The sequence below is a fragment of the Rhodococcus sp. O3 genome (assembly GCF_048897285.1).
Classification (GTDB): Bacteria; Actinomycetota; Actinomycetes; order Mycobacteriales; family Mycobacteriaceae; genus Rhodococcus.
This window is the reverse complement of sequence record NZ_JBMBTE010000080.1, coordinates 1-23792: the sequence shown is the minus strand read 5'-3', so window position 1 is coordinate 23792 and position 23792 is coordinate 1. Positions and strand designations below refer to the sequence as shown.

The window sequence follows — 23792 nt, the reverse complement described above, 5'->3', positions numbered from 1 at the left end:
CGCGCACCGACCTGATCGTCGCAGCCGTACTCGCCGTCGCCGTCCTGGTGGCGGCGAGTGTGGTCTGGCTGCGATCCGAAGCGCGCGGCACGACATCGATCACGTGGGACGGGCCGGTGACCGTCCCGGCCGCCGCGACCACGGTTCCGGCCACCCTCGGCGAGGTGTGGCGCTCCTCCAGCGCCGCCACCACGCGTCCGCTCGTGGTGGGTGGGACCGTCGCGACCGCGGACGGCGGCAGCGTCGTCGGTCGCGATCCGGAGACCGGCGCTCAGCGCTGGATCTACGAGAGGAACATGCCGCTGTGCGCAGCGACCGTCGCGTGGCAGACGGTCGTGGCCGTCTACCGCGATCGGCGGGGATGCAGCCAGGTCACGCAACTCAACGCGGGGACCGGGGCGCGGGGCGCCCAACGGACCGGTGACGCCGACGACGCGGTCGTCCTCGTCGACGCCGGCACTCACCTGATCTCCGCCGGCGATACCCGCCTCGAGATGTGGCGCTCGGACCTGGTCCGCACCGTCGAGTACGGACGCGTCGACGCGCCCGTCAACCCGAACGCGCAGCCGCGGACCGGGTGCACGCTGCTGTCCGCCGCCGCGAGCAACAACCGGCTCGCCGTCGTCGAGAACTGCCCGGGTGAGGATGCCGACCGGCTGACACTGCTCGATCCGGTGCCCGACGACAATCAGAAGCCGGAAGAGTACGCGTCGTCGGTGTTGGCCGAGACGGCCCAGGACCCGACCGGCTCTTCGGCACCCGGAACACGCGTCGTCGCCGTCGCGGGCGACCGCACCGCCCTGTACCTGCCGCCGGGAACCGGAGCCGGACCGCGCATCGAGGTCTTCGGAGAAGCCGGGCAGACCGTCGCCGAGTATCCGCTCCCCCATCCGGCCACCGATGCCGCCACCGTGCCCGCGAAGATCCGCGACGGAATCGTCACGTGGTGGACCGGCGAGGACACCATCGGCTTCGGGTCGACGGATCTGACGCCGCGCTGGACCGTGCCCGGCACCACCGGCTGGGGCGACTCGATGGCCGGTGCGCTGCTGCTGCCCGTGGACGACGCCCTCGCGGTCGTCGACCCGGCGTCCGGCACTGTGCGGGGCCGGATCCCCGTCGACCGTGAGGAGACCGGCCCGGTGGCCGTGGCGGTCCTGGGCAACACCGTCCTCGAACAGCGCGGCGACGAGGTCGTCGCGCTGCGCTGAGTGCTATTGCAGCCGGGCTGAGTGCTATTGCAGCCGGGCTACCGGGGTTCGGGCTACTGGGGTTCGGGCTACTGGGGTTCGAACGTCACCAGGTCCTTGCCGGCCCAGTATCCGAGCAGGTTCTCGGCGAGCTCGCGATAGGCCTGCGCGCCCTTGTTCTTGCGGCCGGCGAGCACCGTCGCGCCGGACGCCGACGCCTCCGCGAACCGGACGGTCCGGGGAATGGGCGGCGCCAGCACCGGCATGTCGTACCGGTCGGCGACGTCGGCGAGCACGTCCCGGCTGTGCGTGGTGCGCGCGTCGTACAGCGTCGGGAGCGCCCCGAGCAGTTCCAGATCGGGGTTGGTGACCTGCTTGACCTCGGCGACCGTGCGCAGCAGCTGACCGACGCCGCGGTGGGCGAGGGTCTCGCACTGCAGCGGCACGAGCACCGCCTCGGCGGCGGTGAGACCGTTGAGTGTCAGCACGCCGAGCGACGGCGGGCAGTCGATGATCACGACATCGAAGTTCGGAAGCAGCGGTGCCAGTGCCCGCTTCACCGTGAATTCCCGTCCTGGGCGCATGAGCAGCAGCGCCTCGGCACCCGCCAGATCGATCGTGGCGGGTAGCAGGCTCACCCCTTCGTCCGTGTCGAGCAGAACCTCCTTCGCCTCCGCGTCTCCGACGAGCACGTCGTGCACGGATCGTTCGAGCCGATCCGGGTTGTGTCCGAGGGAGAACGTCAGACATCCCTGAGGGTCGAGGTCGACGACGAGTACCCGCTGTCCCGCCCCTGCCAATGCCGCCCCCAGCGACGCGACGGTGGTCGTCTTCGCGACGCCACCCTTCTGATTTGCCACTGCAAGTACCGTTGTCACGCGTCGATCCTCGCGCACTTCGCGCCGGGGCGCGACAATTGAGGCCACGCTTCGCACATCCGCGAACCCCGATTCTCCCGAAAAGGACGGCAGCCGACCGTGATCCGCCGCGCCCGCCCCGACGACGTCGATGCCATCACCGGCCTGATCCACGGCCTCGCCGAGTACGAGAAGGCACCCGACGAATGCACCGTGGTGCCCGAGCAGATCCACACCGCACTGTTCGGTCCCCACCCGGCGGCGTTCGCTCACGTCGCCGAGACCGACGCCGGCGAGGTCGTCGGACTGGCCCTGTGGTTCCTGAACTTCTCCACCTGGGACGGCGTGCACGGGATCTATCTCGAGGACCTGTTCGTGCGCCCCGAGCACCGCGGGCACGGATACGGCCGCGCGCTGCTGGCCACGCTGGCCGCCGAATGCGTCGAACACGGCTACAGCCGGCTCAGCTGGTCGGTACTGGACTGGAACACCCCGTCGATCGGGTTCTACCGTGCGCTCGGTGCGGTGCCGCAGGACGAGTGGACCACCTTCCGGCTGACCGGCGACGCTCTCACCGCGCTGGGCGCGGAGGGCGGCAGCTAGCCGTCAGCGGCCGTCCTGGTCCGACCCGGGTTCGGAGTCGGGCGCGTACTCGTCGGCGAGCCAGGTCGTCGTCTGCGGTGCGAACAGCAGCACCAGCGCGGGCACGACGATCACCGACAGCACGATGCCCAGCACCAGCTGGTGCGAGTCGGTCAGCAACGACCATGCCACCGGAAGCAGCAGCAACTGCGCGACGACCGCGACGGCCCTGCCCCAGCGCTTGCCGCGCAGCAGCGCGATCCCGGCGGCGAGCACACCACCGAACAGGATGCCCAGCCACAACGCCAGGCCGTATCCGTTGGTGACGCTCTGGTCGTGGGTCCCGGACAGGGCACGCACGACCGAGTACACCGCGAACCCGATCGCGACGATTCCTTCGAGGACGACGAGGGAACCTGCGATGCGCACGGTCGACGGAACGCTGCTGCGGGGGGACTCGATGGGCACCCGGCCAGCGTAGTGGACCCGATCGCGACCACTTAGGCTGATGCTCCGTGCGCGCACTGCTGATCGTTAATCCCCATGCGACGACGACCACTCCCGCGGGCCGGGACCGGCTCGCGCACGCGCTCGGCGGCGCCGTCGCACTCACCGTGGCGCACACGACACATCGCGGTCACGCCGCAGAACTGGCCAGATCCGCCCACGCCGACGGCATGGACGTGATCGTCGCGCACGGCGGCGACGGCACCGTCAACGAGATCGTCAACGGCCTGCTGGGGTCCCCGTCCGATCCTGCGGATCCGACGTTGCCGCTGCTGGCCGTCGTGCCGGGCGGTTCCGCGAACGTGTTCGCGCGGTCGCTGGGAATGTCCGCCGACCCGATGGAGGCCACCGAGCAACTGCTCGGACTGCTCGCCGAGCGCACGCACCGCCGGATCGGGCTCGGTCACTGCGTGGGTCGCTGGTTCGTCTTCAACGCCGGATTGGGCCTCGATGCCCAGGTCTGTGAGGCGATCGACATCAGCCGGGACGGCGGCAAGAGGGTCACCACCGCCCGATACGTGCGGCACGCGATCGCCCAGTTCTTCGCGTCCAAGCGCGCCGAGCCCGCCCTCACGGTCGAATTGCCGGGCCGCGATCCGGTGCCCGGGGTCTATTACGCCTTCGTGTCGAATTCGAGCCCGTGGACATTCCTGGACACACGCCCGGTCCACACCAATCCGGGCACGTCGTTCGATACGGGTCTGGGCGTCTTCGCGATGCGCACGATGGCCGTGTTGCCGAGCCTGCGCGTCATCGCGCAGTTCCTTGCGCGGAACGGCGACCCCCGTTCGAAGCATCTGCTGCGGGCCGACGACGTGGAACGGGTACGGGTGATCTCCTCCCGGCCGATCGGTCTGCAGGTCGACGGCGACTACCTGGGCCTTCACGAGGAGGTCGAGTTCGTGTCGGTGCCCGCAATACTCGATGTGGTGGCTCCCGCGCGATGAATTCCAACAATGGGATTATGTGAATTGGGTTACATTTCTGCTGTCAAGGGTGTAAAAAGTTAGATCGGCAACATGCCTGAACACCGGTGGCGTGAGCTTGCCCACGGTCGGGGCGAATTCTATTGACTTCACGCTCGTTCGTGAAAGCATTCACAAGTAACCGCGCGGAAACACATGTCGGACGCGCACACGAACTTGCAGCAACCAATCACCCCGGTGCGGAGCACCTTCGAAGGAGAGTAGAAGCATGGACTGGCGCCACAAGGCAATCTGCCGCGACGAGGATCCGGAGCTGTTCTTCCCCGTGGGAAACAGCGGCCCGGCCATCGCGCAGATTGCTGATGCCAAGCTCGTGTGCAACCGCTGCCCGGTCGTCGCGGACTGCCTGTCCTGGGCCCTCGAGTCCGGTCAGGACGCCGGGGTCTGGGGTGGAATGAGCGAGGACGAGCGTCGCGCGCTCAAGCGTCGCAACGCCCGTACCCGCGCCCGCACCGCCGTCTAGACAGAGCGCTGACGCCACCCTGCCTCACGGCGGGGCGGTTGTCGCAGGGCAAGAGGACAGCCCGGCACCATTTCGGGTGCCGGGCTTTTGTCTGCCCAGAGCAAGGTCCGCGACACCGGGTACGCAGCGACACCGGGTACGCAGCGCCCGGGCTGCAGTACGGACCCGGTCAGTTCACCGGCACCCTGCCCAGCGGCAACCGCAGATGCGCGTCGGTGCCGCCCGACTCCCCCCGCTCGAGCCGCAACGTCCCGCCGAGCTCCGCAGCGACCAGCGTCCGCACGATCTGCAACCCGAGCCGGTCGGCCTCCTCGAGCACGAAACCTTCCGGCAGGCCCTTGCCGTCGTCGTTGACGACCACGTCGAGCCACCGCGCCGAACGGTCCGCGCGCAACGTCACGGTGCCGTGCCCGCCCGGCTCGAACGCGTGCTCGACGGAGTTCTGCACCAGCTCGGTCAGCACCATGACGAGTGGGGTGGCCCGGTCCGCCGGGAACACTCCGAGACTGCCTTCGCGTCGCACCCGGATCTGGTTGCCCACCGTCGCGACGTCGATGACGATCGGGATCAACCGGTCGACGACATCGTCCAGATCCACTTCCTCGTCGACGGACATCGACAGCGCCTCGTGCACCAGCGCGATCGACGTCACGCGTCGCACCGCCTCCCCGAGGGCCTGCTGCGCCTCGGCGTTCCCGGTGCGCCGCGCCTGCAACCGCAGCAGCGCCGCGACCGTCTGCAGGTTGTTCTTCACCCGGTGATGTATCTCGCGGATCGTCGCGTCCTTGCTCAGCAACGCGCGGTCGCGACGCTTGACCTCGGTGACGTCGCGGATCACCACCGCCGCACCCTCGAGCCGGCCGCCGGGGGCCAGCACCAGCGCCCGCAACAACACCGTCGCACCGCGCGCCTCGATCTCCATGCGCTGACCGATACGGCCCTGCACGGCTCCGCTCAGGTAGTCGGCGACGTCGCCGCTCTCGAACGGATCGGTGACCAGCGCCCTGGTCGTCTCGATGAGGTCCTGGCCGACCAGGTCGGAGTTCAGACCCATGCGGTGGTAGGCGGACAGAGCGTTGGGGCTCGCGTACACCACGCGCCCCTCACGGTCGAGACGGATGAACCCGTCACCGGCGCGGGGGCTCGACTTGGTGTCCGACCGGGACTCCGGCGTCGGGAACGTGCCCTCGCAGATCATCCGGTACAGCGCGTCGGCGCATTCCAGATAGGCGGTCTCGAGCGCACTCGTCGAACGACGGGACACGCGCGCGGCATCGCGGCTCAGAACCGCGATGACCTTGCCGTCCCAGCGCACCGGCACAGCCTGGCGGCGCAGCGGCACCGGGTCGTTCGGATCGACGTCCGCGACGACGATCTTGCCGGTCTCGAACGCCTTCCGGACGTACGGGTGCTCGTCCTCGGACACGATCGTCCCGACGGAATCCTCGGGCAGCACGGTCGAGGCCGTGGTGGGCCGGCACTGGGCGACGCACACGATGTCGCTGGGTTCCGCATTGACCCACAGCAGCACGTCCGCGAACGACAGATCCGCGAGCAACTGCCATTCCCCGACGACGCGCTGGAGATGGTCCACCGCCGCACCCGGCAGGTCGGTGTGCTGGGCGAGCAGGGCGCTGAGTGTGGACACCGGTTTCCCGCCGTTCAGGAGATGACTGCGATGAGATCGCCCGCCTGGATGACATCACCCACGGCGACATCGAGCGCGGTGACCGTGCCGGCGGACTCGGCGATGACCGGGATCTCCATCTTCATCGACTCGAGGATCACGAGGGTGTCGCCCACGTCGACAACGTCCCCCTTGCTCACCACCACCTCGAAGACGGTGGAAACCATCTCGGCGCGTACGTCTTCAGCCATCGAAACCCCAATCCGTGGACCTGACGGTGGACCTGCCGACAGGACCACCCAACCACACGTGAAACACTGTAATGAACGAGAAAGGAGTCCCGACCATGGGTAAGCGAGGCCGCAAGAAGCGCAGCCGCAAGGGTAACGCCGCCAACCACGGCAAGCGTCCCAACGCCTGAGGCGTAGGCACAGACGTCGAAGGGGCCGGAAAGCACACGCTTTCCGGCCCCTCGACCGTTCTCGGGGCGGTTCGGCCCTCGCCTTCAGCCCTCCGTCTCGGTGCGCTTCACCACGACGTTCCGGCGGATCTCGATCATCAGGCGTTCCCGCAGTCCTTCGGGAGCGTGCTCGCCCCCGCACTTGCGGCTGAGCAACGATTTGATCTTCTCCTCGATGCCGTACGCCTCGAGGCACGGGCCGCATTCGTGCAGGTGGTGCTGCAGCCGCGCGCGGGACGTCTCGTCGCACTCGGAGTCGAGCAGCAGGTACACGTCCGCGATCACCGCGGAGCAGTCGATCGGTTCGAATTCGGTCGGCTCGCTCACCGAGCTCCCCCCTTCTCGTTCGCGGTGTTCGCATCCGCTGCCGCGGCGACGGCGGCGTCGACCGCGCCGTCCCGATTGAATCCCCGTTCTCGCGCGACGTCGGCGAGCAGGCCGCGCAGCTGCTTGCGTCCGCGATGCAGGCGCGACATCACCGTGCCGATGGGCGTGCCCATGATCCCGGCGATCTCCTTGTAGGGGAATCCTTCGACGTCGGCGTAGTACACAGCCATCCGGAACTCCTCGGGAAGTTCCTGCAGCGCCTGCTTGATCGCGTCGTCCGGCAGCGCGTCGAGGGCCTCGACCTCGGCCGACCGCAGACCGGTGGACATGTGTTCGGCGGTCGCGGCGAGCTGCCAGTCGGTGATCTCGTCCGTCGGATACTGCGCCGGCTGGCGTTGCTTCTTGCGGTACGAGTTGATGTAGGTGTTCGTCAGGATCCGGTACAACCACGCCTTGAGGTTGGTGCCTTCCTTGAACGACGCGAACGCCGAGAACGCCTTGATGAACGTCTCCTGGACCAGATCCTCCGCGTCCGACGGGTTGCGGGTCATCCGCAGGGCCGCGCCGTAGAGCTGGTCCAGCATCGGCAGCGCGTCGCGCTCGAACCGTTCGGCCAGCTCCGCACCTGACTCTTCGACCACACCGATCCCTTCACTTGCCGTATCCGTGAAGGCTACCGGCCGCGGGGGGCACAGCACAGGCACGCGGTACTCCGATCACTGTTCGATCACTGTTCGCCGTTCAGGGTCGCCCCCGAGCGGGGGCGGCCACCCCGGATCAACAACGCGTCCGGGCGCGTTGTTCCCGGAGCCGGTGCTGTCCTGGCGTCCGGCCCTGGGGTGTCCGCCCCTGGCGTGGCCGGTCCTAGAGTGTCCGGCATGGCCTCGACCTCCACCCCCGCGACGAAACTGCTGACCCGGGAGAAGGTGTCGCACCGGGTTCACGAGTACGACCACGACGCCCGCGCCGCGTCGTACGGCACCGAGGCCGTCGACGTGCTGGGCGAGCGGCTCGGTGTCGAGGCCGCGCAGATCTTCAAGACACTGGTGGTGAAGCTGTCCGACGGCAAACTCGCGGTCGCGGTGATCCCGGTCCCGGCCAAGCTCTCCCTCAAGGCCGCCGCCGGGGCACTCGGTGGCGGTAAGGCGGTGATGGCCGAACGCGCCGACGCCGAACGCGCCACCGGGTACGTGCTCGGCGGGATCTCTCCGCTCGGTCAGCGCAGCCGGTTGCGCACGGTCGTCGACTCGTCCGCGCAGAACTGGGAGCAGGTGCTGTGCAGCGCGGGCCGCCGCGGGCTGGAAATCGAACTGGCGCCCGCCGATCTGATCCGGCTGACCGGGGCGGTCGTCGCCCCGATCACCGCAGGTCCGTAGCCCTTTCTCCACCCGATCCTCCACCCGTCGCGACGGGACGCGATCTCTGTGATGGTTGACACACCTTCCGGAATGAATGTACATTCACTCACAGTGAAGGGGCATTCATTCACATCGCGAACCACCCCCCGAACCCGAGTCGACGAGGAGTCACCATGTCCGGATTCGAAGACATCACCTACGAGGTCGAGGACCACGCCGCGGTCATCACGATCAACCGCCCGGAGCGCTACAACGCCTTCCGCGGCAAAACGGTCGAAGAACTGATCAAGGCGTTCCGCTCCGCCTGGGCCGACAGCCGTGTCGCCGCAATCATCCTCACCGGCGCGGGCGAGAAGGCGTTCTGCACCGGAGGCGACGTCAAACAGCGCGCCGAGACCGGCGACTACGGCCCCACCGAGTCCGGCATGTTCGAAATCGGCAACCTGCACAAGCTAATTCGCGACGTCCCCAAGCCCGTCATCGCGGCGGTCAACGGCATCGCCGTCGGCGGCGGTCACGTCCTGCACGTCCTGTGCGACCTGACGATCGCCTCGGAGAACGCGAAGTTCGGCCAGGCCGGTCCGCGTGTCGGTTCGTTCGACGCCGGCTTCGGCTCCGCCTTCCTCGCCCGCGTCGTCGGAGAGAAGCGCGCCCGCGAGATCTGGTACCTGTGCCGCCAGTACGACGCCGCCACGGCCGAGCGCTGGGGACTGGTGAATTGGGTTGTCCCGCAGGACAAACTGCTCGACGAGGCCAAGGCGATCGTCGCCGAGATCGCCGAGAAGAGCCCCACCGCGATCCGATTCCTCAAGCAGTCGTTCAACGCCGACACCGACCACCAGGCCGGGCTGAGCAATCTCGCGATGTCCGCACTGGACCTGTTCGGCAAGTCCGACGAAGGACTCGAAGGAGCCAAGGCCTTCGCGGAGAAGCGCCCCGCCGAGTTCGCCAAGTTCGTCAACGCCTGATTCGCCAGTCACACCCGTCGAAAGGACATCCCGTCATGGGCAACATCGCATTGGTGACCGGCGCCGGCTCCGGTATCGGCAAGGCCATCGCGCTGGCGTTCGCCGCGCAGGGCGACCGCGTGATCGCCGCCGACCTCGATCTCGCCGCCGCCGAAGCCACCGCCAAGGAGAACACCGAACTCATCACCGCTCTCCCGGTGGACATCTCGGTCCGCGCCCAGGTCGACGAACTGCGCGACCGGACCTTCGCCGAGGTGGGCGTCCCCAACGTCGTCGTCAACGCCGCCGGCTGGGACCGGACCGACCAATTCCTCAACGCGACACCGGAATTCGCGGAGAAGGTCGTAGCGATCAACTACCTCGGCCCGGTGCACGTCTGCAGCGCCTTCCTTCCCGGCATGATCGACGCGGGCAACGGGGGCCGCGTGATCAACCTCGCCTCCGACGCCGGCCGCGTCGGCAGCTCCGGCGAGTCCATCTACGCGGGCGCGAAAGGCGGCGTCATCGCCCTCACCAAGTCGCTCGCACGAGAGATGGCCCGCCACGGCATCTCCGTCAACTGCGTCTGCCCCGGCCCCACCGACACCCCGCTGTTCCAGGCGCAGGACGAGAAGCTCAAGGCAGCGCTGATCAAAGCGATTCCGTTCCGCCGGCTCGCCCGGCCCGACGAGGTGGCCGCGCCCGTCCTGTTCTTCGCATCGGAATCCGCGTCGTTCATCACCGGACAGGTGATCAGCGTCAGCGGCGGCCTCACCATGGCCGGCTGAATCGGCAACCAGGAGGGACGGACACCATGACCGCGTCGTACAACGCCCGGGCCTACCGGGAGTACTTCGAGAACGATTTCACGTACCTCAACGGCTTCCGGCGCAACACCGGGCGGTTCGGGAACCGGATCGCCGTGAGCGATCCGGACACCGGACGGCAGTGGACCTACGCCCAGCTCGGCGAACGGGTGGACCGCATTGCGACCGGTCTCGCGGACGCCGGGGTGGTTGCCGGGGATGTCGTCGCCTACCAGCTGTTCAACGGTGTCGAATTCGCCGAGCTGTATCTCGCCACCCAGGCCGTGGGCGCGGTCGGTTCGCCGGTGAACTACCGCCTCGCCGCCGGAGAAACGGCATTCGTGCTGGACAAGAGCGCGCCGACGGTGTTCGTCTACGACACAGAACTCACCGCGACGGTGCGTGAGGCGTTGCGACTCGCGCTGCACACCCCGAAGGTGATCGTCGCGGTCGGCGACGGCGACCCCGTCGAAGTGGACGGTGCCACCGTGATCCGCTACGGCCACCTGGCCGCCGACCGCGTGGCCCTGCCGCCGCTGCACCGGACGGTGTGGGACGAGACCACCCGCCTCTACACCTCCGGCACCACCGGAATGCCGAAAGGCGTGCCGCTCAACAGCATGATCGAGGTCTTCAGCGCGCACGACGTGATCATGCACTTCCCGCTGACTCCCGAGGACCGGACGCTCAACATGACGCCGTGGTTCCATCGCGGCGGCCTGTACTCCGGCGGCCCGAACCCGGTGTTCTACGTCGGCGGTGAGGTGGTGCCGCTGCGGACGTTCGACGCGGACCGGGTGCTCGATCTCGTCGCCGAGCGCGGACTGACGTTCCTCATCGGCGCTCCCACCAACCTCGCGATGCTCGCCGCCGCCCAGGAGGCACGCCCGCGCGACCTGTCCAGCCTGCGCGGCATCGTGACGATGGGCGCCCCGCTCGAACGCGAAGCGGCGCTGCGCTACCAGCAGGTACTCAACCCACGGATCTTCAACGGCTATGGCAGCACCGAAGGGTTCTGGAACACCTTCCTGCGGCCGGCGGACCTTCCCGACCGGGCCGGCAGTGCGGGCCGCGCCTGCACCGACGACGACGTCCGCGTGGTCCGCGTGTACGCGGACCGTCTCGCGGATCCGGACGACGTGGTCGCCAAGGACGGCGAGGACGTCGGTGAGATCATCGTCCGCTCCCCCAAGTGCGCCAACGCCTACTTCGACTCCCCCGATCAGGAGAAGGCGAAGTTCCACCGCGGATGGCTGCACATCGGCGACCTCGGCACGTGGGACGCCGACGAATTCGTCACCGTCGTCGGCCGCAAGGACGACATGCTCGTCTCCGGCGGGGAGAACGTCCACCCGGTGCAGGTCGAAGAAGCCCTCAACGCCCATCCCCAGGTGCTGGACTCGCTCGTCGTCGGCGTTCCCCACGACACGTGGGGCCGGATCGTCGTGGCCTACATCGTCGCCGACGAACCCGCCCCGACCGCCGACGACCTCGACGCCCACTGCCGCGACCACCCGATGCTGTCGGCGTTCAAACGACCGCGCGCCTACCGCTTCGTCGAGTCGCTGCCGGTCAGCGCGACCGGCAAGAAACTCCACTACCGGGCGACCGACACCGCCGCCGGCGAGTACGCCGCCGGCCTGTTCACGACCCCCACGGCCTCGAAGATCGCCCGGTGAGCACCGCCGCACCGGCCCAAGGACGGACACCATGAACGCACGACTGGAATACGACTCCGAACACCGGCAGTTCCGCGAGGTCGCCCGCGACTTCGTCCGGGACCGGATCACGCCGGTGCACGAGGACTGGGAACGGGCGTCGCGCCTCGACCGGTCCCTGTTCACCGACGCCGGCAAGCTCGGGCTGCTCGGTTTCTCCGTCGACGAGAAGTACGGCGGCCCCGGCGTCGACGACTTCCGCTACAACGCCATCCTCATCGACGAGGTCAACCGCGCCGGGAACGCCGCCGCAGGCATCGCGTTCTCCCTGCAGAACGACGTGGTCCTGCCCTACCTCACGGACATGACCGACGACGAGCAGAAGGCCCGCTGGCTGCCCGGCGTCGTGACCGGCGAGACCGTGCTGGGCATCGCGATGACCGAGCCCGGCGCCGGCAGCGACCTGACCGGCATCCGCACCACCGCCGTCCGCGACGGCGACCACTACGTGGTCGACGGAGCCAAGACGTTCATCTCCAACGGGCAGAACGGGGACCTGTTCGTCGTCGCGACCCGCACCTCGCCCGACCCGCACAACGGGCTGACGCTGCTCGTCGTCGAGGCCGACACCCCCGGTTTCTCCCGCGGACGCAACCTCGAGAAGATCGGCCTGCACGCCCAGGACACCAGCGAGCTGACCTTCACCGGCATGCGCGTGCCGGTCGCGAACCGGCTCGGCGAGGAGGGGCAGGGCTTCCACCAGCTCGTGCACAACCTGCCGCAGGAACGGCTCTCGCTGTCGATCGGCGCGGTCGCCGCCGCGGAAGGAGTGTTCGCGCAGACCGTCGAGTACGTCAAGGAACGCAAGGCGTTCGGCAAGCCGGTGGCCGGCTTCCAGAACACCCGGTTCGTGCTCGCGGAGCTGGCCACCGAACTGGATCTGGCCCGCACCTTCCTCGACGACTGCATCGCCGAGCACGTCGCCGGTGAGCTGTCCGCGGCCCGCGCGGCACGGCTCAAGTGGTGGACGACCGAACTGCAGGTGCGCGTGGCGGACCGCTGCCTGCAACTGCACGGCGGCTACGGCTACATGCGCGAATACGCGGTGTCCCGCGCGTTCGTCGACGCCCGCATCCAGACGATCTACGGCGGCACCACCGAGATCATGAAGACGATCGTCGCCAAGGACCTGGGCATCTGAGACGCCCGGGTGTTTGAAACATCGGACGAGTTCCGTTCCGGTACAACATGATCCACCAGCAGAAACGGAGAAGCCATGACCGTCGTCGTCGGACGCGAAGGCCATGTCGGCATCATCACCCTCGACCGCCCCGCCGTGAACGCGTTCGACGAGGAACAGACCGCCGGATTCGCCGCGGCGGTCGCGGAACTCGGCGCCGACACCCGCGTCCGGTCGCTGCTGATCCGCGGGGCGGGCCGGCACTTCTGCGGCGGAGCCGACATCGCGATGATGGACTCCTGGCGAACCGCCCCCGATCGCCGGGAACGTCTCGCCCGTTTCGCGAAGCGTCTCCAGGACGCCCTGGAGACGCTGGCGGAGCTGCCGAAACCGTCGATCGCGGCGATCACCGGCGCCGCGACCGGCGGCGGCCTCGAACTGGCGCTGGCCTGCGACTTCCGCATCGCCGGCACCTCCTCCCGGCTCGGGCTGCCCGAGGTCGGGCTCGGGCTGCTGCCCGGCGCCGGCGGCACCCAGCGGTTGACCCGGATCGCCGGGCCCGCCGTCGCCACCCGGATCGTCCTCGGCGCCGAACTCGTCGACGGACGGGAGGCGCACCGGCTCGGGATCGTGCACTGGGTGGTCGACGGCGGTGTCGAGGACGGCGGTGTCGAGGACGGCGGCGTCGAGGAGGCTGCGATGCGGCACGCACAGCGGCTCGCGGCGCTGCCTCCGGCCGCCTACGGCGCGGCCAAGCGCTGCATCGCCGCGGCACGCGGCACCGACGGTTTCGCCACCGAGATCGACGAGATCGGCCGGCTCATCGAGACCGACGAGACGACCCGGCTGCTCGAACGGTTCGTGACCGCCGCGCGCTGACCGGGCACATCCGTCCGATCGGTACTGTGAATCCACCCATCGGCGACGAGGAGTACCCCCATGACCACCCGAGACGACGCGCTGAACGTCGACGAGGCCGTGCGCGCCGTGCGCGCCCACTCGCGTCGCAAGCAGGTGCTCGAGGCCGCGGTGCGCCTGATGGAGCAGACCGGGTTCCACCAGATGTCGATGCAGGCCCTGGCCGACGAGGCGGGAGTCAGCGTCGGCCTGATCTACAAGTACTTCGGCGGCAAGGAGGACGTGCTCCTCGCGACCGTCACCTCGATCCTCGACGCCTTCCGCGACCAGCTGGAACCGGCGATGGACGCCGCCGGCGAGGACCCGGTGGAGCGGTTGGCCGCGGGCATGCGCCGCTATCTCGAGGTCGTCGACTCCAACCTCGACGCGGTGGTCCTGACCTACCGGGAGAGCCGCACGCTCGACAAGGCCGGCCGGGAACGTATCAAGGAGCTCGAGGTCGCCACCGCGGCACCGCTGCGCGCCACCCTCGAAACCGGTATCGCGTCCGGGGAGTTCAGCCCGGTCGACGTCGACCTCATCGTCTTCGACTTCATGCTCCTCGCCCACGGATGGGCGCTGAAGCAGTGGCACTTCGGCCGGCACTACACACTCGACGAGTACACGACCCTGCAGATCCGGTTCGTGCTGAACTCCATCGTGCCCGCCGACCGTCGCGCGAAGTACCCGCACCTGCTCAGGCTGTCCTAGCCGCGCCTACAACAGCGCCATCTGCTCACCGCTCCCGTCGTCGGGCACGAGCAGCTCGGGACCGTTGTTGCGCACGCTGTTGACCTTCGGGGAGACCCGCCGGACCGTGATCGCCGAGACCGCCTCGAGGCTCGGACGGATCAGGTCCGGATGCCCCAGGCTGTCCGGGTCCAGCCAGGCGTCCCACCGGTCCGGCGGCAGGATCAGCGGCATCCGCTCGTGGACGTTGCGCAACTGCGCGACCGAGTCGGCGGTCAGGATGGTGGTGCTGACCAGCGGCGCCGCGTCGGGAACCGTCGGGTCGCGCCACACCGCCCACAGGCCCGCCATGCAGATCCGCGAACCGTCCTCCGGGGACATGTAGTACGGCACCTTCGCGGTCTTCCCGTCCGGTGTCGGTTCGACCTGCCACTCGTACCAGCCGTCCATCGGCACCAGGCAGCGCTTGTACCGCAGCGACTGCGCGAACGACGGCTTCGTGGCCACCGACTCGGAGCGGGCATTGAACAGCGGCGCGCTCCTGCCGATCTCCTTCGCGAACGGCGGCACGAGACCCCACCGCATGCGACGGATCCGACGCGTCACCGGCTCCTCCGGATTCTCGCGATCGCGCCGGGCGACCACGGTGAGCACCCGCGTCGTCGGGGCGACGTTGAAATTGACGGCGCTGAAGTCACCGCCGCTGTCGTAGGCGTCCCCTCCTCCACCCGTCTCGTCGATCGCGTCGAGCTCCGCCGTGAGGGTCGCCGGGTCCGCCGTCGTCGCATACCTGCCGCACATAGGGCGAGTCTGACAGCCGGCTCCGACGACCACTTCCCCGCGTCGGACGCGCCGGGTGCACACCCGGCTGCGACGATGGGAGAAGATGGTCGGGTGAGTCTGTGGAGAGCCCCCCGAGCCGAGTCCCCCGTCGACGCCACCGTGACCCTGCCCGGATCCAAGTCGATCACCAACCGCGCGCTGATCCTCGCCGCCCTCGCCGACGGTCCCTCGACGATCACCGGGGCCCTGCGCAGCCGCGACACCGACCTGATGATCGCTGCCCTGCGCGGGCTGGGTACGACGATCACCGAACGTGACAACGGCACCACCCTCGACGTCGTTCCCGGCGACCTGCACGGCGGCGACGTCGCCTGCGGGCTCGCCGGCACCGTCATGCGGTTCGTGCCGCCGCTCGCGGCACTCGCCGACGGGGACGTCTTCTTCGACGGCGACGAGCAGGCCAAGACCCGGCCGATGGGAACCGTTCTGGACGCCCTGCGGTCCCTCGGCGCGGACATCGACGGCGAGCGACTGCCGTTCACCGTGCACGGCGCCGGCGCACTGCACGGCGGAACCGTCACCATCGACGCGTCCGGATCCTCGCAGTTCGTCAGCGGCCTGCTGCTGTCTGCAGCCCGCTACGACGAGGGCGTCACCGTCCACCACAGCGGGGAGCCGGTGCCGTCGATGCCGCACATCGACATGACCGTCGAGATGCTGCGCGCCGCCGGTGTCGACGTCGACACCGCCGACGCGAACACGTGGCGCGTGGTGCCGGGCCCGATCCGGGCGATCGACGTCGAGGTCGAACCGGACCTGTCGAACGCGACGCCCTTCCTCGCCGCCGCGGCCGTCACCGGCGGCACGGTGTCGGTCCCGATGTGGCCGAAGTCGACCACGCAGGCCGGCGACGCGATCCGCGTCATTCTCGAGCGGATGGGCGCGACCGTCACCTGGTCGGACGGCACCTTGACGGTGCGCGGCCCCGAGCGGCTCACCGGCATCGACATCGACCTGCACGACGTGGGGGAGCTCGCGCCGACCGTCGCGGCCCTCGCCGCACTCGCGACGACCCCGTCGCAGCTGCGCGGCATCGCGCACCTGCGCGGCCACGAGACCGACCGGCTCGCGGCTCTGGTGACCGAGATCGTCCGGCTCGGCGGATCCGCGACCGAAACCGAGGACGGACTGCGCATCGAACCGGCCACTCTGCACGGCGGACAATGGCAGTCCTACGCCGATCACCGCATGGCCACCGCCGGGGCGATCATCGGTCTCGTCGTCGACGACGTCGACGTCCACGACATCGGCACCACCTCCAAGACGCTGCCCGGATTCGAGTCGCTGTGGGCGGCGATGCTGACGGGAGCGCGCTCCTGAACCGGCGGCGCCAGTACGACGAGTCCGATGTCCGGGTCCGCCCGGGTAAGGGCTCGCGGCCGCGCACCAAGGATCGCCCCGCCCACCTCGACGCCGTCGAGGGCATGGTCGTCTCCGTCGACCGCGGTCGCTGGGGTGTGGTGCTCGGCGGCGACCCGAATCGCCCGATCGTGGCGATGCGCGCGCGCGAACTCGGCCGTACCCCGATCGTGGTCGGCGATCGCGTCGGCGTCGTCGGCGACCTGTCGGGCCGTCCGGACACGCTCGCGCGGATCGTGCGGGTCCACGACCGCGAGACGGTGCTGCGACGCACCGCCGACGACACCGATCCGTTCGAGCGGATCGTCGTCGCGAACGCGCAGCGGTTGCTCATCGTCGTCGCACTCGCCGATCCGCCGCCGCGGACGGGTCTGGTCGAACGTGCACTGGTCGCGGCCTACGCCGGCGGACTGACTCCCGTGCTGGGCCTGACGAAATCCGATCTCGCCGACCCCGCCGAGTTCACCGCCCAGTTCGCCGATCTGGACCTGCCGGTGATGCTCGTCGGCAAGGACGACGACCTCAGCGAGCTCACCGAAATGATCACCGATTCGGTGACCGCCCTGATCGGGCACTCCGGCGTGGGCAAGTCGACGCTGGTCAACAGGCTGGTGCCGGACGCGGCCCGCGCGACCGGCGAGGTGTCCGGCGTCGGAAAGGGCCGGCACACCTCGACCCAATCGGTGGCGCTGCCGTTGCCCGGCGGCGGCTGGGTCATCGACACCCCCGGCATCCGCTCGTTCGGGCTCGCGCACATCTCCGCGGAGAACGTCGTCGCCGCGTTCTCCGATCTGGCCGAGGCGGTGGAGGACTGCCCGCGCGGGTGCACCCACCTCGGTCCCCCGGCCGACCCCGAGTGCGCGCTCGACAACCTCGAAGGCAAGTCCCTGCGCCGCGCCCAGGCCGTGCGGGGACTGCTCACCGCGCTCACCGAGAACGAAGCCTGGTGACGCAGATCGGCCCCCGGCTCCGAAAGGGAGCCGGGGGCCGATCTGCAGAGCAACGGGAGTCGCTCAGCGCATTCCCAGGCTCAGCGCATTCCCAGGACGCGGCGGACGAATCCGCGCTTGCGGGTCTTCTCGATCGCGGTGGCCAGTCCGACCCGGCGACCGGTGAGCGGATCGATCTCGGCCTTGCCGCCGAAACCGCGTTCCGATGCCGTCTCGGGAGCGGCGTCCCGGGTGTCCTTGAGGTACTTGTCGGGCAGCGACAGCTTCGCGATGGTGCGCCACGACTTCCAGTACTGCACCGCGAGCGGACCCGTGGTGTACGGAAGGTCGTACTTCTCGCACAACGCCTTCACCCGGAGCGAGATCTCGTGGTACCGGTTGGACGGCAGGTCCGGGTAGATGTGGTGCTCGATCTGGTAGCTGAGGTTGCCGGTCATGAAATCCATGACGCGACCACCGGAGATGTTGGCCGAACCGAGCATCTGCCGCAGGTACCACTCGGCGTGCGTTTCGTTCTCGACGTCGGCCTTGGTGAACTTCTCGGCACCGTCCGGGAAGTGCCCGCAGAAGATCACGGCGTTGGTCCAGATGTTGCGCACGAAGTTCGCGGTCGCATTCGCGGTGAGCGTCGACTTCCATGCCTTGCCGGTCAGCGCCGGGTGCACCACGTAGTCCTTGAGCGTCTGCTTGCCGAGCTTGACGAGCACCTCGCTGCCGAGTTCCTTGGTGCGCTCGCGGTCGTCGCGACCCTGGATGACCTTGCCGAGCTCGAGCAGCTGGATCGCGATGCCGTACTGGAACAGCGACGCGAGGATCGCGTTGTAGGCGATGTTGCCGAGGTAGAACGGCTTCCAGCGCTGGTCGCGGGTCACGCGCAGCAGCCCGTATCCCACGTCGTCGTCCATGCCGAGGATGTTCGTGTACTTGTGGTGCAGGTAGTTGTGGGTCTGCTTCCAATGCGCCGACGGATCGACGTTGTCCCACTCCCAGTTCGCCGAATGCACCTCGGGGTCGTTCATCCAGTCCCACTGCCCGTGCATCACGTTGTGCCCGAGCTCCATGTTCTCGATGATCTTGGAGAGCGAGAGCATGGCGGTGCCCAGGACCCACAGCGAGCGCTTACGGGAACCGAAGAGCACTGCACGCCCGCCGACTTCGAGTCCACGCTGGAGCCTGATCGTGTTGCGCACGTAGCGGGCATCCCGCTCGCCGCGCGCCTCCTCGATGTCGCGACGGATGGCGTCGAGTTCGCGGCCGATGGCCTCGACGTCGGCCTCCGTCAGGTGCGCATACTCTTTGATGTCCGAAATGGCCATGCGGCTACCCTACCGTAAGTTACGGCGCCGTAGGTTAGCCGATTCCGCGCTGTGAGAGGAATCACAATCAAGATCGTTTCGCGCGGCGAGCGGTGAGTTTCGCCTCCGCGTGGGTGCGCAACGCCGTCAGCAGACCCCGCCGCCGGCCCGTCACCGGATCGACCACGAGCTCCGCGGCCCGGGCGCCCTGCACCAGCGAGAACTTGCGCTCGGACGAGGTCTCGGGCGCGTCGTCCGAGGTGGCCCGGAGGAACCGGTCCGGCAACGCGAGCTTGTGGATGGTCCGCAGCGCGAGCAGGTACTGCTTGCCGAGCGAACCGGTCGTGTACGGGAGGTCGTACTTGGCGCACAGAGCACGCACCCGGGCCGCGATCTCCGGATACCGGTTGCTCGGCAGATCCGGGAACAGGTGGTGCTCGATCTGATAGCTCAGGTTCCCCGTCAGGAATCCCATCACCGGGCCTCCGGAGATGTTCGCACTGCCGAGCAGCTGCCGCAGATACCACTGCGCGTGCGTCTCGTTCTCGAACTGCTCGACGGTGAACTTCTCGGCCCCGTCCGGGAAGTGCCCGCAGAAGATCACCGCGTACGCCCACAGGTTCCGGATCAGGTTCGCGGTGAGATTCGCGGACAGTGTGCTGCGCCAGGCCGGGCCCGTCAACGCGGGGAACAACGCCACGTCCTTGACGACCTGACGTGCCGCCTTGCGCGCAAAGTCCTTGTTGGGCTGCGAGTTCCACTGCGTGCGCGAAACCCCGTCGGCCTCCTTCTGTGCCGCCAGGTCGTGCAGGGCGATGCCCCACTCGAAGGTCGCGGCGAGGATCACGTTCGCGGTCGGCTGGAGCAGGTTGCGGGGCCGCCACGCCTCGTCGCGGGTCATCCGCAGAATGCCGAATCCCACGTCCTCGTCCATGCCGACGATGTTCGTGTACGTGTGGTGCGCGTAGTTGTGGGCACGCTTCCAGTGCGCCGACGGCCCCGTCTGGTCCCACTCCCACGACGTGGAGTGGATCTCCGGGTCGTTCATCCAGTCCCACTGCCCGTGCATCACGTTGTGCCCGAGCTCCATGTTCTCGATGATCTTCGCGAGCGAGAGCATCCCGGTACCCAGCACCCAGAACGGACGCCGGCGGGAGCCGAACAGCACCGCCCGCCCACCGAGCTCGAGCACCCGCTGCAACCGGATCGTGTTGCGGATGTAGCGGGCGTCCCGCACCCCGCGCGAGTCCTCGACGTCACGTCGGATCGCGTCGAACTCACGACCCAGCGCTTCGATGTCCGAATCGCTGAGGTGCGCGAACGCGCGGATGTCGGTGATGGCCACTCAGGGTCCTTGCTGTGGAACGGGCGGTGGAACGTCAGGCGTCGAGAGTGCAGTCCCCGGCAGCCGCGGAAATGCAGGTCTGGACACGCTCACCCTCGGCGTGCTCCTGACCGGACCGCAGATCGACGATGTGCCCCTTCTCGAGCGGGACCACACAAGTCTGACAGATGCCCATCCGGCAGCCGAACGGCATCAGTGCGCCGACGCTCTCACCGGCCTCGAGCAGTGTGGTCGCGCCGTCGACGGTGACGGTCTTGCCCGACTTCGCGAAGGTCACGGTGCCGCCCGAACCGGAGGTGTCGGCGCGGGTGACCGCGAACCGCTCAAGGTGCAGACGATCCTCGAGGCCGGCCTTCTTCCAGAACGCCTCGATATCGTCGAGCATCTGCTGCGGTCCGCACGCCCAGGTCTGGCGTTCGCGCCAGTCGGGGCAGACCTCGTCGAGCCGGTCCAGGGTGAACTTCCCCTGCGAGCGGGTGAGCTGGACGTGCGACCGGAACCGGTCGTGCGTGGCGTCGAACTTCTCGAGCTCGGCACGGAACATCACGTCGTCCGCGGTCGGCGCCGAGTGCACGTGCACGACGTCGGGCAGTTCGACGTCGCGGTCGACCGCGCGACGGTCGAGCGTGCGCAGCATCGACATGATCGGCGTGATCCCACTGCCGGCGGTGAGCATCAGGATCCGCTCCGGCGGCGGGTCGGGCAGCACGAAGTCGCCCTTCGGAGCCGCGAGCCGCACGATCGTGCCGGCGGGCACGCCGGTGACGAGGTGGCTCGACAGGAAGCCTTCCGGCATCGCCTTGACCGCGATCGAGATGAGCTTGTCGTTCCAGGTGGGCGACGAGGTCAGCGAGTAGGACCGCCAGTGCCACCGGCCGTCGATGTGCAGACCGATGCCGATGTACTGACCCGGGTTGTAGCCGAAGTCGAATCCCCAGCCGGGCTTGATGACGAGGGTTGCCGAATCCGTGGTCTCCGGGCGCACCTCGACGATGCGCCCACGCAGCTCACGCGCGGACCACAGCGGGTTGACCAGGTGCAGGTAGTCGTCGGGCAGCAGCGGTGTCGTGAATCGCGCGACCGCGCCTCGTACGAGATTCGACACGGACCGCTCGGACGCCGAGACGTGCGCCGCGGGACGCTCGATCCACTCCTTCAAACCCATCGACCACTTCTCCTCACCCCGGTATGCCTACGGTGCCGTAGGTTACCAGAAAGCTACGGTGCCGTAGGTTACGGCCAGGCAGTCGACAAACAGCTGGAGCAGTTCCGGAACTAGAGGAGTTCCAGAAGGAACGGCAACTCCTGCGTCGCATACCAGGCGAGCTGATGGTCCTCCGCGTCGCCGAGCACGAACTCGGCTTCCTCGTCACCCATGTCCGCGGCGTCGATGACCTCCACGGCCCGCGCCACGTCCGCTTCGGCTCCTTCGAGATCGACGTGGACCGACGCCACCGACTTCAGCGTGACGGGTGCGGCGAGCCGGACGACCGCATCGTCGAGATCCGGCCGCGGGGTGGCCTCCTCGACGTCCGCGGCCACCACCACCCGACGCACGGGCAGATCCTCGGCCGACCCGTCCGTGGCGGACTCGTCGTCCGCCCGTGCCGCCAGGAGCCTCAGCGAGGCCCGGGCGGCCTCCGCCATGGCGACCTCGGCGAGTTCCTCGTCGTCCCCGGACGTGTAGGCCTCGCGCAGCGCGGCCGTCACCGCGAACGCCGTGCGGTTCACCGCCTCGACCTCGCCGTCGGCCACCAGCCGCTGCAGCATGTCGATCGTGGCCGGCACGTAGACCCGCGTCTTGCCCTTACCTACTGGCATCCAACAACTCCTCGAGTGCTTCCTGGAGCAGCGACGTCAGGACCCCCACATCGGGCATCGCATCGCGGTCCGCGTTCAAACCGTAGTAGACGGACCCGTCGTAGGACGTCAGCGCAATGCTCAACGCCTGGTTCTTCAGCAGCGGCGACACCGGGTACATCTCCAGGACCGGTATGCCGGCCAGGTAGAGCGGGTGCTGCGGACCGGGTGCGTTGGTGATCATCAGGTTGAACATGCGCTGCGAGAAGCCGCTGGCCACCCGCACCCCCACCGCGTGCATGGTCGCCGGCGCGAAACCGGACAACCGGATCATGGCCTGCGCCGCGATCCGGCGGCGCTGCCGCGCGTAGGCCTCCCCGGCGTGCGCGATGTGTGACAACCGCACCACGGCGTTCGGCTCCCCCACCGGCAGGTCGACGAGGAAAGTCGACACCTCCCCCTGCGGGTGCACCTGGATCGTCTCGGCACCCTCGGCGTCGCCGACGTCGGCCGGATCCTGCGTGTACACCGACATCGGCACCATCGCGCGCACCACCGACGCCTCGGTCACCGGTTCGCCGCGCGAGAGCAGCCAATAGCGCAACGCCCCGGAGATCACCGCGAGCACGACGTCGTTGATGGTGCAGCCGTACCGGGAATGGATCTTGCGGTACAGCTCCAGATCGGACCGCACCACCGCGAACCGGCGGCTGCGCGAGATCGACTCGTTGAGCGGGCTCTCCGGCGCCGACTGTGCGGCGGTCTGCGCCAGGCGCCCGACCACGTCGACGGCCTCGGCCGCCGTGGCGGCGAGGTTGCCCACGGCCGAACGCAGCAGCGCGATGCCCTCTCCCGGTCGCGCGACCAGGTCGGCGAGCGCGCCGATCACGAGCGCGGTGTCCGAGGGCTCCTGCTCCGGCATCCACAGCTCTTCGGGCACCTGCCGGGGTTCGACATCGGAATCGAAGAGAACCTGCCCGATGTCCAGCGCGTCCTCGCCGTCGACGAGCGCCGAATGCGACTTCGTGAACAACGCACACCGGTTTCCCTCGAGGCCCTCGACGAGGTACATCTCCCACAGCGGGCGGGTCCGGTCCAGCGGACGGGAGATCAGCCGCGCCAGCAGATCGTGCAACTGGTCGTCCGATCCGGGGCGGGGCAGCGCCGAGCGACGCACGTGGTAGGCGATGTCGAAGTCGCGGTCGTCCACCCACACCGGCCGCGCCAGTCCCAGGGCGACCTCCCGCACCTTCTGCCGATAGCGCGGCACCTCCGAGATCCGGCGTTCCACGAGCTGCAGCAGCGTCTCGAAGTCGAAACCACCCTCCGGTTCGGAGAGGATCGCCAGCGACCCGATGTGCATCGGCGTGTTCGTCGTCTCCAGGAAGTAGAACGATGCGTCCTGCGCGGTCATGCGGGTCGTCATCTGCGAGTGTCCCCCTCACCCCGGTCCGTGACCGTGTCCCCTGCCGCCGAGTTCACAGGCGCCGAGGTCACGGGCGCCTCTTCGTCGGCGCTCAGCTCGAAGAGTACGGTCAGTTCTTCCACAACGGCATCCGGACACTCGTGGTGCACTCCCACCATCCCCGTGGCGGCCGCTGCGCGCACGTTCGCGACGAGGTCGTCGACGAAGACACACTGCGACGGTTCCAGTCCCAGTCGCTG

27 protein-coding genes are annotated in these 23792 nt (G+C 68.7%); 14 read left to right on the top strand and 13 right to left on the bottom strand.

Features of this window, described 5'->3' with window-relative positions; genetic code table 11:
- Nucleotides 1-1211 (top strand): hypothetical protein (locus ACN675_RS20000; RefSeq protein ID WP_420752508.1); only part of this gene is annotated, 1211 nt, incomplete at its 5' end.
- 68 nt (nt 1212-1279) lie between these two features.
- Here ACN675_RS20000 and ACN675_RS19995 read toward each other — a convergent pair.
- Nucleotides 1280-2068 carry a ParA family protein gene (locus ACN675_RS19995; RefSeq protein WP_420752507.1) on the bottom strand — a complete coding sequence of 263 codons (789 nt, stop codon included), beginning with the start codon at nt 2066-2068 and terminating at the stop codon, nt 1280-1282.
- Nucleotides 2069-2167: 99 nt separating this feature from the next.
- Here ACN675_RS19995 and ACN675_RS19990 point away from each other — a divergent pair, with 99 nt between their 5' ends.
- Entirely contained in the window at nt 2168-2650 is a 483-nt protein-coding gene (locus tag ACN675_RS19990) for a GNAT family N-acetyltransferase (RefSeq protein ID WP_420752506.1), read from the top strand.
- A gap of 3 nt (nt 2651-2653) precedes the next feature.
- On the opposite strand, the gene ACN675_RS19985 is transcribed toward ACN675_RS19990, so the two are convergent.
- Nucleotides 2654-3097 (bottom strand): hypothetical protein, encoded by a 444-nt coding sequence (locus ACN675_RS19985; protein WP_420752505.1) that lies wholly within the window; start codon nt 3095-3097, stop codon nt 2654-2656.
- Nucleotides 3098-3144: 47 nt separating this feature from the next.
- Between ACN675_RS19985 and ACN675_RS19980 the strand changes: the two genes are divergently transcribed.
- A complete protein-coding gene (locus ACN675_RS19980; protein ID WP_420752504.1) occupies nt 3145-4083 on the top strand; it encodes a diacylglycerol/lipid kinase family protein in 939 nt (312 codons plus the stop codon).
- 247 nt (nt 4084-4330) lie between these two features.
- On the top strand, nt 4331-4585 hold the full coding sequence (locus tag ACN675_RS19975; protein WP_068157905.1) for a WhiB family transcriptional regulator: 255 nt from the start codon (nt 4331-4333) through the stop codon (nt 4583-4585).
- Between the two features lie 169 nt (nt 4586-4754).
- On the opposite strand, the gene ACN675_RS19970 is transcribed toward ACN675_RS19975, so the two are convergent.
- Both ACN675_RS19970 and ACN675_RS19965 read right to left on the bottom strand, forming a co-directional pair.
- A complete protein-coding gene (locus ACN675_RS19970) occupies nt 4755-6233 on the bottom strand; it encodes a sensor histidine kinase (protein WP_420752503.1) in 1479 nt (492 codons plus the stop codon).
- A gap of 14 nt (nt 6234-6247) precedes the next feature.
- The gene (locus tag ACN675_RS19965) at nt 6248-6463 is read right to left on the bottom strand and encodes a biotin/lipoyl-binding carrier protein (RefSeq protein ID WP_197252777.1); all 216 of its coding nucleotides are present in this window, start codon (nt 6461-6463) and stop codon (nt 6248-6250) included.
- A 95-nt stretch (nt 6464-6558) separates the two neighbouring features.
- Between ACN675_RS19965 and ACN675_RS19960 the strand changes: the two genes are divergently transcribed.
- Nucleotides 6559-6633 (top strand): 50S ribosomal protein bL37, encoded by a 75-nt coding sequence (locus tag ACN675_RS19960; RefSeq protein WP_022597109.1) that lies wholly within the window; start codon nt 6559-6561, stop codon nt 6631-6633.
- Nucleotides 6634-6717: 84 nt separating this feature from the next.
- Here ACN675_RS19960 and rsrA read toward each other — a convergent pair whose 3' ends face one another.
- Complete coding sequence (gene rsrA, locus ACN675_RS19955) at nt 6718-6999, bottom strand: mycothiol system anti-sigma-R factor (RefSeq protein WP_420752502.1); 282 nt, start codon at nt 6997-6999, stop codon at nt 6718-6720.
- Nucleotides 6996-7640, bottom strand: a complete 645-nt coding sequence (locus ACN675_RS19950; RefSeq protein ID WP_420752501.1) for a sigma-70 family RNA polymerase sigma factor — start codon at nt 7638-7640, stop codon at nt 6996-6998. Before ACN675_RS19950 ends, rsrA begins: the two co-directional genes overlap by 4 nt.
- A gap of 237 nt (nt 7641-7877) precedes the next feature.
- Here ACN675_RS19950 and ybaK point away from each other — a divergent pair, with 237 nt between their 5' ends.
- The 7 genes from ybaK (at nt 7878) to ACN675_RS19915 (ending at nt 14556) form a co-directional block, all read left to right on the top strand.
- Entirely contained in the window at nt 7878-8375 is a 498-nt protein-coding gene (gene ybaK / locus ACN675_RS19945; RefSeq protein ID WP_197252774.1) for a Cys-tRNA(Pro) deacylase, read from the top strand.
- A gap of 155 nt (nt 8376-8530) precedes the next feature.
- The gene (locus ACN675_RS19940) at nt 8531-9325 is read left to right on the top strand and encodes an enoyl-CoA hydratase-related protein (protein ID WP_420752500.1); all 795 of its coding nucleotides are present in this window, start codon (nt 8531-8533) and stop codon (nt 9323-9325) included.
- A gap of 35 nt (nt 9326-9360) precedes the next feature.
- Complete coding sequence (locus ACN675_RS19935; protein ID WP_420752499.1) at nt 9361-10092, top strand: SDR family NAD(P)-dependent oxidoreductase; 732 nt, start codon at nt 9361-9363, stop codon at nt 10090-10092.
- A gap of 26 nt (nt 10093-10118) precedes the next feature.
- A complete protein-coding gene (locus ACN675_RS19930; protein WP_420752498.1) occupies nt 10119-11789 on the top strand; it encodes a class I adenylate-forming enzyme family protein in 1671 nt (556 codons plus the stop codon).
- Between the two features lie 31 nt (nt 11790-11820).
- Nucleotides 11821-12969: an acyl-CoA dehydrogenase family protein gene (locus tag ACN675_RS19925; RefSeq protein WP_420752497.1), complete on the top strand. Its 1149-nt coding sequence runs from the start codon at nt 11821-11823 to the stop codon at nt 12967-12969.
- Between the two features lie 75 nt (nt 12970-13044).
- Nucleotides 13045-13827: an enoyl-CoA hydratase/isomerase family protein gene (locus ACN675_RS19920; RefSeq protein ID WP_420752496.1), complete on the top strand. Its 783-nt coding sequence runs from the start codon at nt 13045-13047 to the stop codon at nt 13825-13827.
- 60 nt (nt 13828-13887) lie between these two features.
- Nucleotides 13888-14556 (top strand): TetR/AcrR family transcriptional regulator, encoded by a 669-nt coding sequence (locus tag ACN675_RS19915; RefSeq protein ID WP_420752495.1) that lies wholly within the window; start codon nt 13888-13890, stop codon nt 14554-14556.
- Between the two features lie 6 nt (nt 14557-14562).
- Here ACN675_RS19915 and ACN675_RS19910 read toward each other — a convergent pair whose 3' ends face one another.
- Nucleotides 14563-15336 carry an SOS response-associated peptidase gene (locus ACN675_RS19910; RefSeq protein ID WP_420752494.1) on the bottom strand — a complete coding sequence of 258 codons (774 nt, stop codon included), beginning with the start codon at nt 15334-15336 and terminating at the stop codon, nt 14563-14565.
- 75 nt (nt 15337-15411) lie between these two features.
- Here ACN675_RS19910 and aroA point away from each other — a divergent pair, with 75 nt between their 5' ends.
- Nucleotides 15412-16698: a 3-phosphoshikimate 1-carboxyvinyltransferase gene (gene aroA / locus ACN675_RS19905; protein ID WP_420752493.1), complete on the top strand. Its 1287-nt coding sequence runs from the start codon at nt 15412-15414 to the stop codon at nt 16696-16698.
- Nucleotides 16665-17687, top strand: a complete 1023-nt coding sequence (gene rsgA / locus ACN675_RS19900) for a ribosome small subunit-dependent GTPase A (protein ID WP_420752492.1) — start codon at nt 16665-16667, stop codon at nt 17685-17687. Before aroA ends, rsgA begins: the two co-directional genes overlap by 34 nt.
- 80 nt (nt 17688-17767) lie before the next feature.
- Here the strand turns inward: rsgA and ACN675_RS19895 are convergent, their stop codons facing one another.
- The 6 genes from ACN675_RS19895 to ACN675_RS19870 all read right to left on the bottom strand — a co-directional run.
- Nucleotides 17768-19003, bottom strand: coding sequence for a fatty acid desaturase family protein (locus tag ACN675_RS19895; protein ID WP_420752491.1), 1236 nt, complete (start codon nt 19001-19003; stop codon nt 17768-17770).
- Between the two features lie 67 nt (nt 19004-19070).
- Complete coding sequence (locus ACN675_RS19890) at nt 19071-20327, bottom strand: fatty acid desaturase family protein (protein WP_420752490.1); 1257 nt, start codon at nt 20325-20327, stop codon at nt 19071-19073.
- A 34-nt stretch (nt 20328-20361) separates the two neighbouring features.
- Complete coding sequence (locus ACN675_RS19885) at nt 20362-21492, bottom strand: ferredoxin reductase (protein ID WP_420752489.1); 1131 nt, start codon at nt 21490-21492, stop codon at nt 20362-20364.
- Between the two features lie 110 nt (nt 21493-21602).
- Nucleotides 21603-22148, bottom strand: a complete 546-nt coding sequence (locus ACN675_RS19880; protein ID WP_420752488.1) for a DUF6912 family protein — start codon at nt 22146-22148, stop codon at nt 21603-21605.
- Complete coding sequence (locus ACN675_RS19875) at nt 22135-23553, bottom strand: WS/DGAT/MGAT family O-acyltransferase (protein ID WP_420752487.1); 1419 nt, start codon at nt 23551-23553, stop codon at nt 22135-22137. The genes ACN675_RS19880 and ACN675_RS19875 overlap by 14 nt, the downstream gene beginning before the upstream one ends.
- Nucleotides 23550-23792: HAD-IA family hydrolase (locus ACN675_RS19870; RefSeq protein ID WP_420752486.1), on the bottom strand; the 243-nt coding region annotated here is incomplete at its 5' end. The genes ACN675_RS19875 and ACN675_RS19870, both read right to left, overlap by 4 nt.